The sequence below is a fragment of the Marinobacter salarius genome, from assembly GCF_032922745.1.
Taxonomy (GTDB): domain Bacteria; phylum Pseudomonadota; class Gammaproteobacteria; order Pseudomonadales; family Oleiphilaceae; genus Marinobacter.
In genome coordinates, this window is record NZ_CP136693.1 from 4,426,104 (window position 1) to 4,442,857 (window position 16,754).

General features: G+C 54.8%; 9 protein-coding genes, 2 tRNA genes and 3 rRNA genes. All 14 read right to left on the reverse strand.

The annotated features are described in order from the left end of the window. Positions 1 to 36 precede the first annotated feature (36 nt). Positions 37 to 519: a ribosomal protein S18-alanine N-acetyltransferase gene (gene rimI, locus R1T46_RS20610; RefSeq protein ID WP_227544273.1), complete on the reverse strand. Its 483-nt coding sequence runs from the start codon at positions 517 to 519 to the stop codon at positions 37 to 39. 3 nt (positions 520 to 522) lie between these two features. Further along, positions 523 to 1,326, reverse strand: coding sequence for a 2-isopropylmalate synthase (locus R1T46_RS20615; RefSeq protein ID WP_317306873.1), 804 nt, complete (start codon positions 1,324 to 1,326; stop codon positions 523 to 525). 27 nt (positions 1,327 to 1,353) lie between these two features. Then, positions 1,354 to 2,904 (reverse strand): 2-isopropylmalate synthase, encoded by a 1,551-nt coding sequence (locus R1T46_RS20620; RefSeq protein WP_036203699.1) that lies wholly within the window; start codon positions 2,902 to 2,904, stop codon positions 1,354 to 1,356. 82 nt (positions 2,905 to 2,986) lie between these two features. Beyond that, the gene (locus R1T46_RS20625; RefSeq protein WP_286811473.1) at positions 2,987 to 4,702 is read right to left on the reverse strand and encodes a bifunctional protein-serine/threonine kinase/phosphatase; all 1,716 of its coding nucleotides are present in this window, start codon (positions 4,700 to 4,702) and stop codon (positions 2,987 to 2,989) included. Continuing rightward, a complete protein-coding gene (locus R1T46_RS20630; RefSeq protein WP_199447280.1) occupies positions 4,699 to 6,168 on the reverse strand; it encodes an MFS transporter in 1,470 nt (489 codons plus the stop codon). Before R1T46_RS20630 ends, R1T46_RS20625 begins: the two co-directional genes overlap by 4 nt. Before the next feature lie 373 nt (positions 6,169 to 6,541). After that, positions 6,542 to 6,657, reverse strand: a 5S ribosomal RNA gene (gene rrf, locus R1T46_RS20635). Positions 6,658 to 6,758: 101 nt separating this feature from the next. Next, a 23S ribosomal RNA gene (locus R1T46_RS20640) occupies positions 6,759 to 9,654 on the reverse strand. Positions 9,655 to 10,031: 377 nt separating this feature from the next. Next, positions 10,032 to 10,107: transfer RNA gene (locus R1T46_RS20645), tRNA-Ala, on the reverse strand. Positions 10,108 to 10,204: 97 nt separating this feature from the next. Further along, positions 10,205 to 10,281: transfer RNA gene (locus tag R1T46_RS20650), tRNA-Ile, on the reverse strand. A gap of 111 nt (positions 10,282 to 10,392) precedes the next feature. Further along, positions 10,393 to 11,932: ribosomal RNA gene (locus R1T46_RS20655) — 16S ribosomal RNA — on the reverse strand. The 16S, 23S and 5S rRNA genes sit together here with 2 tRNA genes alongside, the layout of an rRNA operon. 422 nt (positions 11,933 to 12,354) lie before the next feature. Then, the gene (gene pssA / locus R1T46_RS20660; RefSeq protein ID WP_317306874.1) at positions 12,355 to 13,206 is read right to left on the reverse strand and encodes a CDP-diacylglycerol--serine O-phosphatidyltransferase; all 852 of its coding nucleotides are present in this window, start codon (positions 13,204 to 13,206) and stop codon (positions 12,355 to 12,357) included. Positions 13,207 to 13,296: 90 nt separating this feature from the next. Next, positions 13,297 to 14,313 carry a ketol-acid reductoisomerase gene (gene ilvC / locus R1T46_RS20665; protein ID WP_007155057.1) on the reverse strand — a complete coding sequence of 339 codons (1,017 nt, stop codon included), beginning with the start codon at positions 14,311 to 14,313 and terminating at the stop codon, positions 13,297 to 13,299. A gap of 67 nt (positions 14,314 to 14,380) precedes the next feature. After that, positions 14,381 to 14,872: an acetolactate synthase small subunit gene (gene ilvN / locus R1T46_RS20670; protein WP_007155058.1), complete on the reverse strand. Its 492-nt coding sequence runs from the start codon at positions 14,870 to 14,872 to the stop codon at positions 14,381 to 14,383. 2 nt (positions 14,873 to 14,874) lie between these two features. Continuing rightward, a complete protein-coding gene (locus R1T46_RS20675) occupies positions 14,875 to 16,593 on the reverse strand; it encodes an acetolactate synthase 3 large subunit (protein ID WP_317306876.1) in 1,719 nt (572 codons plus the stop codon). Positions 16,594 to 16,754: the final 161 nt, after the last annotated feature.

Consider the following 16,754-nt stretch of genomic DNA (forward strand, 5'->3'; position numbering starts at 1 on the left):
AGAGCGTGCCCGATCTAACCGCGGAGTTTCGAGGGACTATCCGCCCAAGGGTAAGGCCATGACCAGTGCGTCTTCCCGCTCGCGGCCTGCAGGGTAGTAGCCCTTCCTGCGACCAATCACGTCAAAACCTTCCGCCGCGTACAGATCAATTGCTGCACGGTTGCTGGCGCGCACCTCCAGTAAAACCTGGCTCATGCCATCCCGCGCCGCCTCCAGCACAAGGTGCCGAAGCAAACGGCGTCCTCCGCCATTGCCCTGTTTAGCCGGTGCCACGCACAGATTCAGCAAATGGGCTTCACCCACCATATAAGCGACGACGGCGTATCCACTGAGCCGCTGCCCCCACTCGAGTGCCCAGAGCCGATAGTCAGGCCGAAAGCACCCCAAAAAAACGGACTCGCTCCAGGGGAAGGAGTAGCCCTGGGCTTCGATATTGAGGACGTCAGGCAGATCCTCCTGGCGTAAGGCCCGGATCATGAGGTCGGCACTCTCTATCTCACGGTATAGATCCTGACCCACAAGTCAGCCCCCGACGGCGGACTTCAACTGCTGCCAGAGCTCACGCTTGTAAGCGGGCACCGCAGCCAATTCGGCAAGAGTATGGGAGAAGTCGACAGCAGCATCACCCAGCGCATCGTCAAGCAATACAGCTCTTTCTGAGGGAGAATCGTTGGTTAAAACTCCGAGCAAGACCACCTTGCGGGCACCGAAGTCATTGGCCAGGAAATGAAGAGTATCGCGAAAACAGTCTGCGCTGTTTCCTGGAACCCTCAGATTTCCAAACACCGGCCAGCGAAGCTCGCGCCCTTTCTCAATCCGGGTTTCACCGACCGCTGCCAGGATGTTTTTTGCCAGTGTGTCTTGAAGACGTGTGCTAGCCTCGTCGGATACACCACTGATCAGCACAAGCTGCTCTGAGAACCAGAACCCAAGGTGGGCGTGAATCTGGCGGGGCAGCTCCCCAGCAGCGTCCACTGTTTTTTCAGGCGACTCGTCGGCCGGTGCCTTCGACTCAACGGCAACTGGCGTTTCCGGAACCTTTTCGGGCACCGTTACGCCAGCAGGTTCCGGCGTGTAATCGGCCATCAGCGCCTGGATGCCGGCGATTCTGTCCTTGCCGACACCATCAACCTTACGCTGGGGAACGGATGGCCGCGCCGGAACCGGAGGCGGTGCAATCGCAGCAGCTTCCAGCTCCGGCTCATCCTGCTCGGGAAAGGCGAATTCAGGGCTCGGTGCGGCGCCGGGTAACGCCTTCCTGGCGTACCAGAGATGGATTCCCGCCTTGCCCAGATAAAATTGACGTTCTGCCTCTGGCATCATCATTGTGCTAGCCCCCTTCGCCTACCCTGCTCAGACATCAGCGCCCTGCGGGTGCTGCCGAACACCGCCCCGGCTGATCAGGTTCAGGGCCTCAATGTAGGCCTTTGCGGAGGCGATAATGATATCGGTATCGGCGCCGATGCCGTTCACAATTCGACCACCGCGCTCCAGGCGTACCGTTACTTCCCCCTGGGCATCCGTACCGCTGGTAATGTTGTTCACGGAATAGAGCTGCAGGTTACAGCCGGAGTCTACCAGGGACTCAATAGCCTTGAAGGTGGCGTCAACCGGCCCGCTGCCTTCTGCCTCTACCTTATGCTCCCTGCCATCCACCAGAAGGGTCAAGCGAGCCCGGGGAATAACACCGGTCTCAGAGCACACCTGCATGGTAACAAGCCCATAGCGGCCGTCTTCTTCCTTCTGCCGGGTATCGCTGGCAATCGCCTGAAGGTCTTCATCGAAAATCTCATGTTTGAGATCAGCCAGTGCCTTGAACCGGGTAAAGGCTTCATTAAGCTCTGTTTCTGTCTCAAACTGGATGCCGAGTTCCAACAGCCGGGAACGGAACGCATTACGGCCGGAATGTTTGCCCAGCACCAGGCTGTTGGTGTGCCAGCCCACGTCCTGTGCCCGCATGATTTCGTAGGTTTCCCGATGCTTCAGGACGCCATCCTGATGAATACCTGATTCGTGGGCAAAGGCGTTTGCACCAACGATCGCCTTGTTAGGCTGTACCGGAAAGCCGGTGATGGTCGATACCAGTCGAGAGGCAGGCACAATGTGCTGAGCATCTACCCGGGTGTCGATAGTGTAAAGATCCTGACGGGTACGAACCGCCATCACAAGCTCCTCAAGAGAAGCGTTCCCTGCCCGCTCACCGAGCCCGTTGATGGTACATTCCACCTGGCGGGCGCCGCTGCTAACGGCTGCAAGGGAGTTTGCAACCGCAAGCCCGAGGTCGTTGTGACAGTGAACGGAGAACACGGCTTTGTCGGCGTTCGGAACACGGTTCAGCAACTGACGGATGGTCTCCCCAAACTGTTCCGGAATGGCATAGCCCACTGTATCCGGAATGTTGATGGTTGTTGCGCCGGCCTTGATTGCCGCTTCGATAATACGGCACAGAAAATCCAGTTCTGACCGACCGGCGTCTTCGCAGGAAAATTCAACGTCGTCAACATGACTGCGGGCACGCCTAACGGATCTGACGGCCTGCTCAACCACGTCATCCGGCTGCATCTGCAGCTTGTACTGCATGTGAATCGGAGACGTCGCAATAAAGGTATGGATACGTCCGCGCTCGGCCGGCCTGATGGCCTCCGCGGCGCGGTCAATGTCTTTATCCAGCGCCCTGGCAAGGCTGCAAACGGTAGATTCCTTGATAGACTCTGCAATCGACTTTACCGCCTCGAAGTCACCCTGGCTGGCGATCGCAAAACCCGCCTCTATGACGTCAACCCTCAGCTTCTCGAGAATCCGGGCTATCCGCAGTTTCTCCGCTTTTGTCATCGTTGCGCCGGGGCTTTGCTCACCGTCACGCAATGTTGTGTCAAAAATAACCAGGTGATCGTTCGCAGGCATGGTGCTCTCCATCAGGGCAACTGAAGACCAGTTTCCCGGGAGTATATCATCGATTGCGATGCCCACGGGGCGTGCATAGTGTTTAGTCGACGCCGTTCATCCAGACCAGCCAAATCAGCAAACCGTTGAGCACCAGAGAGACAACCGCGATGAAACGCCAGTTTTCCGGTGGCACACGGTCCACAAGCGGGCGCCATGCGGTGGGTGTCAGCGCCGGGTTGGGATGTCCGAGATCCCGCAGAAACTCCGACAGCGAAGGGTATCGGGACTCCGGCCTCAAGGAAACGGAGCGTTGCAGACAGGCATCCAGCCACACCGGCAGGTCTGGGTTGAATTCGCGTATACTGCGATAGCGCAAACGGCGACGGACGGAGGGTCTGGGAGGCTTCGCATAGGGAAGGTGACCGGTCAACAGCTCATAGGCAATCACCGCCAGGGAATAGCGGTCAGAGGCGGGTGTTGCCCGATCACCCTCAAGACACTCCGGCGCAGCGTAGCTCTCGGTTCCCAGGCAGCCATCCTGCCCCCACGGCACATCAATCTCCTCAATCCCGCGAATTCTTACCGCGCCCAGGTCAATGATTTTAACTGTCCCGTCTCTGGCAATCAGTACGTTTTCTGGCTTGAGATCCTGGTGCACCATTTCAAGACGGTGCAGAGCCCGTAAACCAATGGCAATCTGCTGAATGAGGTTCCTCACATCGGCAGGCGTTGGCAGGGGGTTGTCGTTCATCCACTCGCGTAGCGTCGGTCCCTGAACATATTCGGTGACACAATAGAGGCAGCGTCGGTTCTGGGGCGGCTCAATAAACCGGACAATATGAGGACTGTTTACACGGCGCCCCACCCAGCACTCATTGAGAAAACGGTCGATATAGGCCGGATCATCCACAAAGTTCGGCGATGGCGTTTTGATAATCACCGGCTCACCGCCGGCATCGGGGCTGGCAAGGTAAACCTGGGTGCGGCGGCTGGCGTGGATTTCCCGAACAATCCGATAACCGTCAAGCCTTTGCCCGGGTTCCAATGGCGGCGGGAATGCCAGCGACGTCAGCCGTTCATAATGAGCCTCAACGTCTTCCACTGGCAGATGCTCAATATTAAGTACCTGAGCACTCAGGTTGTCGGGGCTTCCAGCGGAGTAGGCTGCGTCCACCAGCGCTCTGGCGATCTCATCCGCGTCGCCCTCCGCCGCAAGTCCGGTCATAACGACTGGGTCGAGATACCCGTGCACACCATCAGTGGTCAACAATAAACAATCACCGGGCAGAAGGTTTGCCCGGAATACATCAATTTCGACATTCAGCTCGGCCCCCATGGCCTTTGTCAGCGCGCCCCTATCGGCGCCTACAACGGCATGATGGTCCCTGGTCAGGCATTCCAGTTCGCCGTTGCGAACAAGACAAACCCGACTATCCCCCACATGAAATACATAGGCTCGATTGTTCTTGATGACGACACCGCTAAAAGTACACACCATCGCATGGGCATCTGCATGGCTGGCGTGACCACGACCGTGCAACCATCGATTCAAGGCCCCAAGGACACGACCGGCCGCAGTTTCAACGGCCCAGGAGTCCGGCGTACTGTAGTAGTCGTGCAGAAACCCTTTTACGCAGGTCTCAGCCGCCTCACGGCCTGCGGCTGAAGCACTCACCCCATCGGCAATAACAGCAGCAACTCCCTTGAGAACGAGGGCCTCGCCTTCTGGATACCGAATACCCAGGCTGTCCTGATTCTCGGCCTTCCGGCCGGCGATGCTGTATTGGCCAGCCTGTAATTGGAGGCGACCACTCACGTTACGTCAATCATTCTGACGGAACCATCCGGCATTACCTCGCTTGTTTGCGGATCAGGTTCATCCATGAAGATCATCACCAGGGACATGATTGCCAGAGCAATTGCTCCCAACACCAGGAAGAACTGATCTGAGGGCACCAGGGCCAATACAACCAGGAAGACAACACCCCCTACATTGCCGTAGGCACCTGCCATCCCCGCAACCTGGCCGGTAAGACGACGCTTCACCAACGGAACCGACGCATATACTGCGCCACATCCGCCTTGCACAAAGATCGAGCAGAGCACAACCAGAGCGACCGCCAATGGCAGAGGCCAGCTGCTATCAATCCTTGCCATGAAGAAGTATCCAACTGCGATACCGGCCAGCATCAGTATCGTAATCAGCTTTCGCCCATAGCGGTCCGCAAGATAGCCGCCGCCGGGGCGCCCAAACAGGTTCATCAGAGCAAAACTCCCGCCGAGCATCCCCGCCAACATGGGAGAGATATCAAACGTATCCAGGAAATACAGCGGCAACATGGAGACCACCGCAAGTTCCGATCCGAAGCTCGCCATATATACGAGATTTAAAAGTGCTACCTGCTTGAACGGGTAACGATCAAATGCCGGCACGGGCCTTTGAAAGACGTGACCGTTTATCTGCCAAATCCGCAAGAACTGGACAGCTGCCATCACCCCTATCGCACCATAAAGAAGATAGGTTGTCGGAGCCCCCAGCATACCGAGCTTATAGGGCCCCAGTTGCCAAACGATCAACGCCAAAGCAAAGAACAGCGGCAGGTTCATTACCACGTAAAGGACGAAATCGCCCTTGCTGGTGACTTCCATCGCACCGCCCCGCTTTGGCTTGAAGTAAGTCGAACCTTTTGGGGTATCGCGAACCAGGATGAAGAAAACCGCCGCGTAGATAATCGCGATAACGCCGGTCGTGCCTACCGCCCAGCGCCATCCGTTATCACCACCAAACCACAGCGCTACTGCCGGCAATGAAAGCCCCGCAAACGCAGCTCCAAAGTTACCCCAACCGCCATAGATACCTTCAGCCAGCCCCAGTTCCTTCGCCGGAAACCATTCACTTATCAGCCGGATACCCACAACGAACCCCGCACCAACAAACCCCAACAGAAACCGGGTCACAGCAAGCTGTTCAAAGGTTGTGGAGAGTGAAAATGCGATGCAGAGAAGCCCCGACACAACAAGGACCAGGCTATACACACGGCGAGGCCCGAGTGTATCCACTAACATACCGATAAGAATTCGAGCTGGTATCGTCAATGCCACGTTGAGCAGCAACAAGGTATTTACTTCCGAGGCTGACAACCCGAACTGATCTCGAATAGAAGACATTAAGGGGGCGTGATTAAACCAGACCAGGAAGCTTATAAAAAACGCTACCCAACTCAGGTGAAGAACTTTGATCCTTCCTACGAAAGAAAAGAATCGAAAAGAGGTATCGCTCATACGTTGGCCTGTAAACATGCGGAATTTGCCAACAGATCGTGAGGAAGGTTCTAAAGAAGGGGGGCCAAATGTGGCGAGCTATCAAAGCAAAACAGGAATGGCCGACACCTTCACTTCCTTCTGACGGCGTCGTTGCCGGTACCTGTTGGAGCCTAACTCTAGACCCGATACTTCAGCAAAATATATTCCAGAATATTTTTAATCTTTAAAAACAATGCATTGTGAATATTTTCAGAGGCAACAAATCACCAGCAACGCACCAATGCTGGGCAACTCGAGCGGCACCGCACCACTATAGGTTATTGGTCGTTACTTTTTTACAGGCAATAAAAAACCCCCGTCGGCGAAGCCGCGGGGGTTTTTGGTATTAAGAGCCTGACGATGACCTACTCTCACATGGGCAGAAGCCACACTACCATCGGCGCTGGTCTGTTTCACGGCTGAGTTCGGGATGGGATCAGGTGGTTCCAGACCGCTATGGTCGTCAGGCAAAACGGTTGATCACTGGGCGGACGAGGTAGAACGATGTGATGTTGATTTCGATTGAGCACAATGGCTCTTGCGTTATCCGCAATTGTCTTGGGTGTTATATAGTCAAGCCTCACGAGCAATTAGTATCGGTTAGCTCAACGCCTCGCAGCGCTTACACACCCGACCTATCAACGTCCTGGTCTTGAACGGCTCTTCAGGGACCTCGAGGGTCCAGGGAGATCTCATCTTGGAAGGGGCTTCCCGCTTAGATGCTTTCAGCGGTTATCCTATCCGAACATAGCTACCGGGCAATGCGTCTGGCGACACAACCCGAACACCAGCGGTTCGTCCACTCCGGTCCTCTCGTACTAGGAGCAGCTTTCCTCAAATCTCCAACGTCCACGGCAGATAGGGACCGAACTGTCTCACGACGTTCTAAACCCAGCTCGCGTACCACTTTAAATGGCGAACAGCCATACCCTTGGGACCGGCTTCAGCCCCAGGATGTGATGAGCCGACATCGAGGTGCCAAACACCGCCGTCGATGTGAACTCTTGGGCGGTATCAGCCTGTTATCCCCGGAGTACCTTTTATCCGTTGAGCGATGGCCCTTCCATACAGAACCACCGGATCACTATGACCTACTTTCGTACCTGCTCGACGTGTCTGTCTCGCAGTTAAGCGGGCTTGTGCCATTACACTAACCGCATGATGTCCGACCATGCTTAGCCCACCTTTGTGCTCCTCCGTTACGCTTTGGGAGGAGACCGCCCCAGTCAAACTACCCACCACACAGTGTCCTTAACCCCGATAAGGGGTCGAAGTTAGAACCTCAAACAGGTCAGGCTGGTATTTCAAGGTTGGCTCCACCAGAACTGGCGTCCTGGTTTCAAAGCCTCCCAGCTATCCTACACAAACATGCTCAAAGTTCACTGTGAAGCTATAGTAAAGGTTCACGGGGTCTTTCCGTCTAGCCGCGGATACACCGCATCTTCACGGCGATTTCAATTTCACTGAGTCTCGGGTAGAGACAGCGCCCCCATCGTTACGCCATTCGTGCAGGTCGGAACTTACCCGACAAGGAATTTCGCTACCTTAGGACCGTTATAGTTACGGCCGCCGTTTACCGGGGCTTCGATCAAGAGCTTCGCGCAAGCGCTAACCCCATCAATTAACCTTCCGGCACCGGGCAGGCGTCACACCGTATACGTCCACTTTCGTGTTTGCACAGTGCTGTGTTTTTAATAAACAGTCGCAGGGGCCTGGTATCTTCGACCGGCTTCTGCTCAACCCGCGAAGGGCGTCACATACCACCGGCGTGCCTTCTCCCGAAGTTACGGCACCATTTTGCCTAGTTCCTTTACCCGAGTTCTCTCAAGCGCCTTGGTATTCTCTACCTGACCACCTGTGTCGGTTTGGGGTACGGTCTCGAATAGCCTGAAGCTTAGAAGATTTTCCTGGAAGCAGGGCATCAATGACTTCCCGCCCTAAAAGGGCAGTCGTCGTCGCGTCTCGGCATTGTGGGACCGGATTTGCCTAATCCCACTGCCTACATGCTTAAACCGGGACAACCGTCGCCCGGCTCACCTAGCCTTCTCCGTCTCTCCATCGCAGCTATCCAAGGTACGGAAATATTAATCCGTTTCCCATCGACTACACCTTTCGGTCTCGCCTTAGGGGCCGACTCACCCTGCGCCGATTAGCGTTGCGCAGGAACCCTTGGTCTTCCGGCGTGGGGGTTTTTCACCCCCATTGTCGTTACTCATGTCAGCATTCGCACTTCTGATACCTCCAGCATGCCTCTCGACACACCTTCGCAGGCTTACAGAACGCTCCCCTACCCCGTGCACTTGCGTGCACAGCCGCAGCTTCGGTAACCAGTTTGAGCCCCGTTACATCTTCCGCGCAGGCCGACTCGACTAGTGAGCTATTACGCTTTCTTTAAAGGATGGCTGCTTCTAAGCCAACCTCCTAGCTGTCTGAGCCTTCCCACATCGTTTCCCACTTAACTGGTATTTGGGGACCTTAGCTGGCGGTCTGGGTTGTTTCCCTCTTCACGATGGACGTTAGCACCCACCGTGTGTCTCCCGGATAGTACTCACAGGTATTCGGAGTTTGCATCGGGTTGGTAAGTCGGGATGACCCCCTAGCCGAAACAGTGCTCTACCCCCTGTGGTATTCGTCCGAGGCGCTACCTAAATAGCTTTCGGGGAGAACCAGCTATCTCCGGGCTTGATTAGCCTTTCACTCCGATCCACAAGTCATCCCCTGGCTTTTCAACGACAGTGGGTTCGGTCCTCCAGTTGATGTTACTCAACCTTCAACCTGCTCATGGATAGATCGCCCGGTTTCGGGTCTATGCCCAGCGACTAAATCGCCCTATTCAGACTCGGTTTCCCTACGGCTCCCCTAAACGGTTAACCTCGCCACTGAACATAAGTCGCTGACCCATTATACAAAAGGTACGCCGTCACGGAACAAGTCCGCTCCGACTGCTTGTACGCATACGGTTTCAGGATCTATTTCACTCCCCTCACAGGGGTTCTTTTCGCCTTTCCCTCACGGTACTGGTTCACTATCGGTCAGTCAGGAGTATTTAGCCTTGGAGGATGGTCCCCCCATGTTCAGACAGGATGTCTCGTGTCCCGTCCTACTCGATTTCACTGGACTCAGGTTTCGGATACGGGGCTATCACCCACTATGGCGGCTCTTTCCAGGGCCTTCTCCTACCAGTTGTCCAGCTTAAGGGCTGGTCCCCGTTCGCTCGCCGCTACTGAGGGAATCTCGGTTGATTTCTTTTCCTTCGGGTACTTAGATGTTTCAGTTCCCCGAGTTCGCCCCGTACGGCTATGTATTCACCGTACGGTACCGGTCCGAAGACCGGTGGGTTTCCCCATTCAGAGATGCCCGGATCACAGCTTGTTTGCCAGCTCCCCGAGCCTTATCGCAGGCTTCCACGTCTTTCATCGCCTCTGACTGCCAAGGCATCCACCGTATGCGCTTAGTTGCTTGACTATATAACCCCAAGACAACTGATCTGTTCCTCACACTCAACAAGAACGTCGCACCCACCGAAGTGAACACAACCTTCTCATTCAGAGATGAGATTCAGAGACAGTCACTCGAAGCCATATACAACCACTTCAACGACAACACCGGATAACGCTTGAAATCGCTATCACATTGAATCCATTCCTCTCGGAGATAATGAGAGAAATAAATTCGTGTTCTATCTCGTCCAATTTGTTAAAGAGCAAATCTGACCCAGTGATCAGAAAGAAGAACTTCCGCTTAACAACTCTTGTCATTAAACCGAAACGCTTGTTTCTGCACACTGACACTTTTCAGGAAAAGCAATCAGCACTAATTTTTCGGGCACTTCAGGCAATTTATGGTGGAGCTAAGCAGGATCGAACTGCTGACCTCCTGCGTGCAAGGCAGGCGCTCTCCCAGCTGAGCTATAGCCCCATTAAAGCTATTTACAAGAATTGTGTAGATCTAGACGTGTTCGGGCGCCGCATAGCCTGCTATGCAAGTCCGGACACAACGACGAGCTACGCAATTCTGGTGGGTCTGGGTGGATTTGAACCACCGACCTCACCCTTATCAGGGGTGCGCTCTAACCACCTGAGCTACAGACCCGGTTTTGCTTGTCCTGAAACAAGCCAAGTCGGGCCTGCATAGACCCTTTGCTCTCTTCTTAAGCTAACCAAGTAATTCGTGTGGACTCTGACCGAGGCATTCGGCTTCGTTTAAGGAGGTGATCCAGCCGCAGGTTCCCCTACGGCTACCTTGTTACGACTTCACCCCAGTCATGAACCACACCGTGGTGATCGTCCTCCCGAAGGTTAGACTAACCACTTCTGGTGCAATCCACTCCCATGGTGTGACGGGCGGTGTGTACAAGGCCCGGGAACGTATTCACCGCGACATTCTGATTCGCGATTACTAGCGATTCCGACTTCACGGAGTCGAGTTGCAGACTCCGATCCGGACTACGATGCGTTTTGTGAGATTAGCTCCCCCTCGCGGGTTTGCAGCCCTCTGTACGCACCATTGTAGCACGTGTGTAGCCCTGGCCGTAAGGGCCATGATGACCTGACGTCATCCCCACCTTCCTCCGGTTTGTCACCGGCAGTCTCCCTAGAGTTCTCAGCCGAACTGCTAGCAACTAGGGATAGGGGTTGCGCTCGTTACGGGACTTAACCCAACATCTCACGACACGAGCTGACGACGGCCATGCAGCACCTGTGTCAGAGTTCCCGAAGGCACCAATCCATCTCTGGAAAGTTCTCTGCATGTCAAGGCCAGGTAAGGTTCTTCGCGTTGCGTCGAATTAAACCACATGCTCCACCGCTTGTGCGGGCCCCCGTCAATTCATTTGAGTTTTAACCTTGCGGCCGTACTCCCCAGGCGGTCAACTTAGTGCGTTAGCTGCGCCACTAAGACTTCAAGAGTCCCAACGGCTAGTTGACATCGTTTACAGCGTGGACTACCAGGGTATCTAATCCTGTTTGCTCCCCACGCTTTCGCACCTCAGTGTCAGTATTGGTCCAGAGTGCCGCCTTCGCCACTGGTGTTCCTTCCTATATCTACGCATTTCACCGCTACACAGGAAATTCCACACTCCTCTACCATACTCTAGCCTGACAGTTCGAAATGCCGTTCCCAGGTTGAGCCCGGGGCTTTCACATCTCGCTTACCAAACCACCTACGCGCGCTTTACGCCCAGTAATTCCGATTAACGCTTGCACCCTCCGTATTACCGCGGCTGCTGGCACGGAGTTAGCCGGTGCTTCTTCTGTGAGTAACGTCAAGCTCTACGAGTATTAATCGCAGGGTTTTCCTCCTCACTGAAAGTGCTTTACAACCCGAAAGCCTTCTTCACACACGCGGCATGGCTGGATCAGGGTTGCCCCCATTGTCCAATATTCCCCACTGCTGCCTCCCGTAGGAGTTCGGGCCGTGTCTCAGTCCCGATGTGGCTGATCATCCTCTCAGACCAGCTACGGATCGTCGCCTTGGTAGGCTCTTACCCCACCAACTAGCTAATCCGACATAGGCACATCCAATAGCGCAAGGTCCGAAGATCCCCTGCTTTCCCCCGAAGGGCGTATGCGGTATTAATCCGGGTTTCCCCGGGCTATCCCCCACTACTGGGCAGCTTCCTATGCATTACTCACCCGTCCGCCGCTCGTCAGCGGGGAGCAAGCTCCCCCTGTTACCGCTCGACTTGCATGTGTTAAGCCTGCCGCCAGCGTTCAATCTGAGCCATGATCAAACTCTTCAGTTTAAATCATACAAGAATCCGAAGATTCTCTATTCTTGCTCAAGACAAAACTCAATTTCGACGAGTCACTGTCCTGATATTTCGTATCCGAAATACCTCGGCCAGCGCCCACACGAATTACTTGGTTAACTTTTTAAAGAGCGTTCGGGGCTTGCCCGATCAAGGTGGCGTATTCTACATCGAATCGCTGCCTTGTCAACCGTTTATTTTGACTTCGGTTTTAAACCGAAAAACTGCCAACAAATTCAAACGGTTGTCTTTCAATTTTTGGCCCGCCTCAGTGGCGTTCCCCTCGAAAGAGATGCGCATTCTACAGAGCCCTGAGAATGTGTCAACGAGGTTAATCAATTATTTTTACTCTGTTTCGGTTAGCACCTATAACGCTGCTCAAACCACAACCAAAACGCTCATTTTTCAGGCCAAGGTCACGCAGATTCGCCTGAGGAGCGGCGCGATTTTCTAAACAGCGCAAAAACCGGCCCCGACAACGCATAAAGAAGGAACCCGCTAAACAGGACTGTTGCCGGATCAAGTGCGACAACCACAAACATCAGCACCACCAGGAGTATTGCAGCGAACGGTACCCGCCCCCGCATATCCAGGTCCTTGAAACTCTTATAGAGAATGTTGCTAACCATCAGCACACCACAACCACCAACCACAATAATCGTCATGAGGGTTAGCCAACTAGCGGGCTCCATAATGTGGAAGCACCACACCAACCCAGCAACGCACGCCGCAGCTGCGGGGCTGGGCAGCCCAACGAAGAACTTTTTGTCCATGGAGCCAATCTGGGTGTTGAATCGCGCCAATCGCAAAGCAGCACCAGCCACATAGATAAAGGTAATCGCCCAGCCAACCTGGCCGAGGTTGTTCAGCGACCAGAAAAACGCCACCATCCCCGGCGCCACACCGAAAGCGACCATATCCGCGAGACTGTCGTACTCCTCGCCGAACTTGCTCTGGGTGTTGGTCAACCTGGCAACCCGACCATCCAGCCCATCCAGGATCATGGATACAAAGATCGCAATCGCGGCATTGTCGAATACACCATTTGCGGCGGAAACGATCGCGTAGAAGCCAGAGAACAGGGAAGCCGTTGTCAGCGCATTAGGCAGCAGGTATATCCCCTTGCGGCGAACCGGCGCCCCCTCTACCAGCTCTTCCTCGACGACTTCGCCGGACTCAATGTCATGCTCATGACCAGAGGCGTCTGACTGCCCCCGAACATCTTTCTTTTCAGCCTGTGTTTCGGCCTGCTTCTTTTCATCAGTCATTCCAATCACTCCGGAAAGCATTTAGGCGGAGTATATACGAAAAACGCGGCCACCCGGGCCGCGTTTTCCAAACCAATCCGAAGTACCGGATCAGTTTTTGTCTTTGTCCACGATCTTGTTCGCGGAAATCCAGGGCATCATGGAGCGCAGCTTTTCACCAACGGTCTCGATCTGATGCTCGGCATTAATGCGGCGACGGGCCGTCATGGACGGGTAGTTGCTGCTGCCTTCCTGAATGAACATCTTGGCGTATTCACCGGTCTGGATGCGCTTCAATGCATTGCGCATGGCTTCGCGGGATTGCTCGTTGATGATCTCAGGACCGGTCACGTACTCACCATACTCCGCGTTGTTGGATATGGAGTAGTTCATGTTGGCGATACCGCCCTCGTACATCAGGTCAACAATCAGCTTCAGCTCGTGCAGACACTCGAAGTAAGCCATTTCGGGCTCGTAACCGGCATCCACCAGCGTTTCGAAAGCCGCCTTTACCAGCTCAACGGTACCACCGCAAAGCACAGCCTGCTCACCAAACAGATCGGTTTCAGTCTCATCCTTGAAGGTGGTTTCGATGATGCCGGTGCGGCCGCCACCGATACCGCTGGCGTATGAGAGCGCCAGGTTCTTGGCGTTGCCGGAAGCGTCCTGGAAGATAGCAATCAGATCGGGGATACCGCCGCCACGGGTAAATTCAGTGCGCACAGTGTGGCCCGGCGCTTTCGGAGCAATCATGATCACGTCCAGATCCTTGCGCGGCACGATCTGGTTGTAGTGGATCGCAAAACCGTGGGCAAATGCCAGAGTGGCGCCCTGCTTCAGGTTCGGCTCGATCTCGGCATTATACAACTGCGCCTGGAACTCGTCCGGCGTCAGGACCATGACCACATCCGCTGCGGCAACTGCTGCCGGCACGTCACTGGTTTTCAGGCCATAAGCTTCCGCCTTGGCAATGGACGAAGAACCTGGACGCAGACCAACCGTTACATCCACACCGGACTCTTTCAGGTTGCACGCATGAGCGTGGCCCTGTGAGCCAAAGCCGATGATGGCAACTTTTTTGCCCTGGATGATGGAAAGATCACAATCCTTATCGTAATAAACCTGCATGGAAAACCTCTATATATTGTATTGGCCTTTTAAAGACCGTCATTGTACAGAATGATGTCAGCGCCTGTTACAGACTTAAGACCTTTTCACCACGGGCGATGCCCGAAACCCCGCTGCGAACGACCTCAAGCACACCCGAGGTACCCACCGCCTGAATAAAGCCGTCCAGCTTCTCACTGGCACCGGCTAACTGGACGGTATAGACGGAGCTGGTGACATCCACGATCTGGCCACGGAAGATATCGACCGTGCGTTTGATCTCGGCACGCTGGGACCCGGTGGCCTTGAGCTTGACCAGCATCAGCTCGCGCTCGATGTGGGAGCCCTCGGTCAGATCCACCAACTTGACCACTTCAATCAGCTTATTGAGCTGCTTGGTAATCTGTTCGATGACCTTGTCCGAACCGGTGGTTGTGACTGTCAGCCGCGACAGAGTTTCGTCCTCGGTGGGCGCCACTGTCAGCGTTTCAATGTTGTAGTTGCGCTGCGAGAACAGACCGACAACGCGGGACAATGCACCGGGTTCGTTTTCAAGCAAAACAGAAATGATTCGACGCATAATCAGACCCTCTCCGTCTTGCTGAGCCACATGTCCTTCATTGAGCCACGTGCCACCTGCATCGGGTAGACGTGCTCAAAACGGTCCACGTAGATATCAACGAAAACCAGCCGGTCTTTCATCGCCAGCACTTCTTTGAGCTTAGGCACCAGATCTTCCTTACGGTCGATACGGACACCAACATGGCCATAGGCTTCCGCCAGCTTGATGAAATCCGGCAGGGACTCCATGTAAGACTGGGAGTGACGGGACTCGTAGTTCATGTCCTGCCACTGCTTGACCATACCCAGGGCCTGGTTGTTCAAATTGATGATTTTTACCGGAATATCGTACTGACTACAGGTCGACAGCTCCTGGATGTTCATCTGGATACTGCCTTCACCGGTAATGCAAAGCACCTCGTCGTCCGGGAAGTTCAACTTGACCCCCATGGCCGCCGGCAGTCCGAAGCCCATGGTGCCGAGGCCGCCGGAGTTGATCCAGCGATTGGGTCTGTCGAACTTGTAGTATTGAGCAGCAAACATCTGGTGCTGCCCCACATCGGAGGTCACAAAAGCCTCTCCGTTGGTGAGCTGCCAAAGTGCTTCCACCACTTCCTGTGGCTTGATGACATCCGGGCTGGTTTCGTAACGCATGCCATGGAACGCCCGCCACTCTTCGATCTGCTTCCACCACGCGGCGATTGCGTCGGCGTCGGGCTTGTCCTTGCTCTCTTTGACAAGGGTGATCATTTCCGTCAGTACCGCATCCACCGGACCAACAATGGGAACATCCGCATCAATGGTTTTGGAGATGGAGGCGGGATCGATATCGATATGGACAATTCGGGCACCGGGACAGAACTTCTCTGTCGCATTGGTCACCCGATCGTCGAATCGCGCGCCCACACACAGAATCAGATCCGAGTGGTGCATGGCCATATTGGACTCATAGGTACCGTGCATCCCCAGCCAGCCGATGTGCTGCGTATCGGAAGCGGGATAACAGCCAATACCCATCAGGGTGTTGGTGATCGGATAACCCAGCATCCTGACCAACTCGGTCAATTGATCCGTCGCCTTGCCAAGTATGACCCCGCCACCGGCATAGATAATGGGACGCTTGGCCGCCATCAGCATATCGACGGCTTTCTTGATCTGCCCAGCGTGGCCACGGATGGCCGGGTTGTACGAACGGAGCTTGACCTTCTTGGGGAAGACATACTCGTAGCGTTCGTTTGGCGTCGTCATATCTTTCGGAATATCAACAACGACCGGCCCGGGACGCCCTGTTGAGGCAATGTAATAGGCTTTGCGAACAATCTCGGGGATCTCTTCCGGATGACGGACGCTCAGGTTGTGTTTCACGACAGGGCGGGAGACACCGATCATATCGGTCTCCTGGAACGCATCTTCACCGATCAGCGTAGATGCAACCTGACCGCACAGGACCACCATTGGGATGGAATCCATGAATGCTGTGGCAATGCCAGTGATGGTGTTGGTGGCTCCAGGACCCGAGGTCACCAGTACGGTACCCGGTAATCCGGTGGCACGGGCGTAACCGTCGGCCATATGGACCGCCGCCTGCTCGTGACGCACCAGAATGTGCTTGACCTTGTCCTGTCTGAACAGCGCGTCATAAATATGCAACGCTGCACCACCCGGATAGCCATATATGTATTCGATCCCTTCATCCTGCAAGGACCGGATCAGCATATCGGCGCCAGACAATAACTCCACGATGTTCTACCCTCTTCTACGAGTGAATGAGCCGGGAAACGTCCCGGTTGCCTGGATGTCCGGACATCATGCTTCTTGTGAAAGCTGAACCGGATACTCCGCCACACCAGCTATAAGAGGTTGTCTCCTGGCCAGCCGCCCTCCTGAGGGTTGCGGAGAAC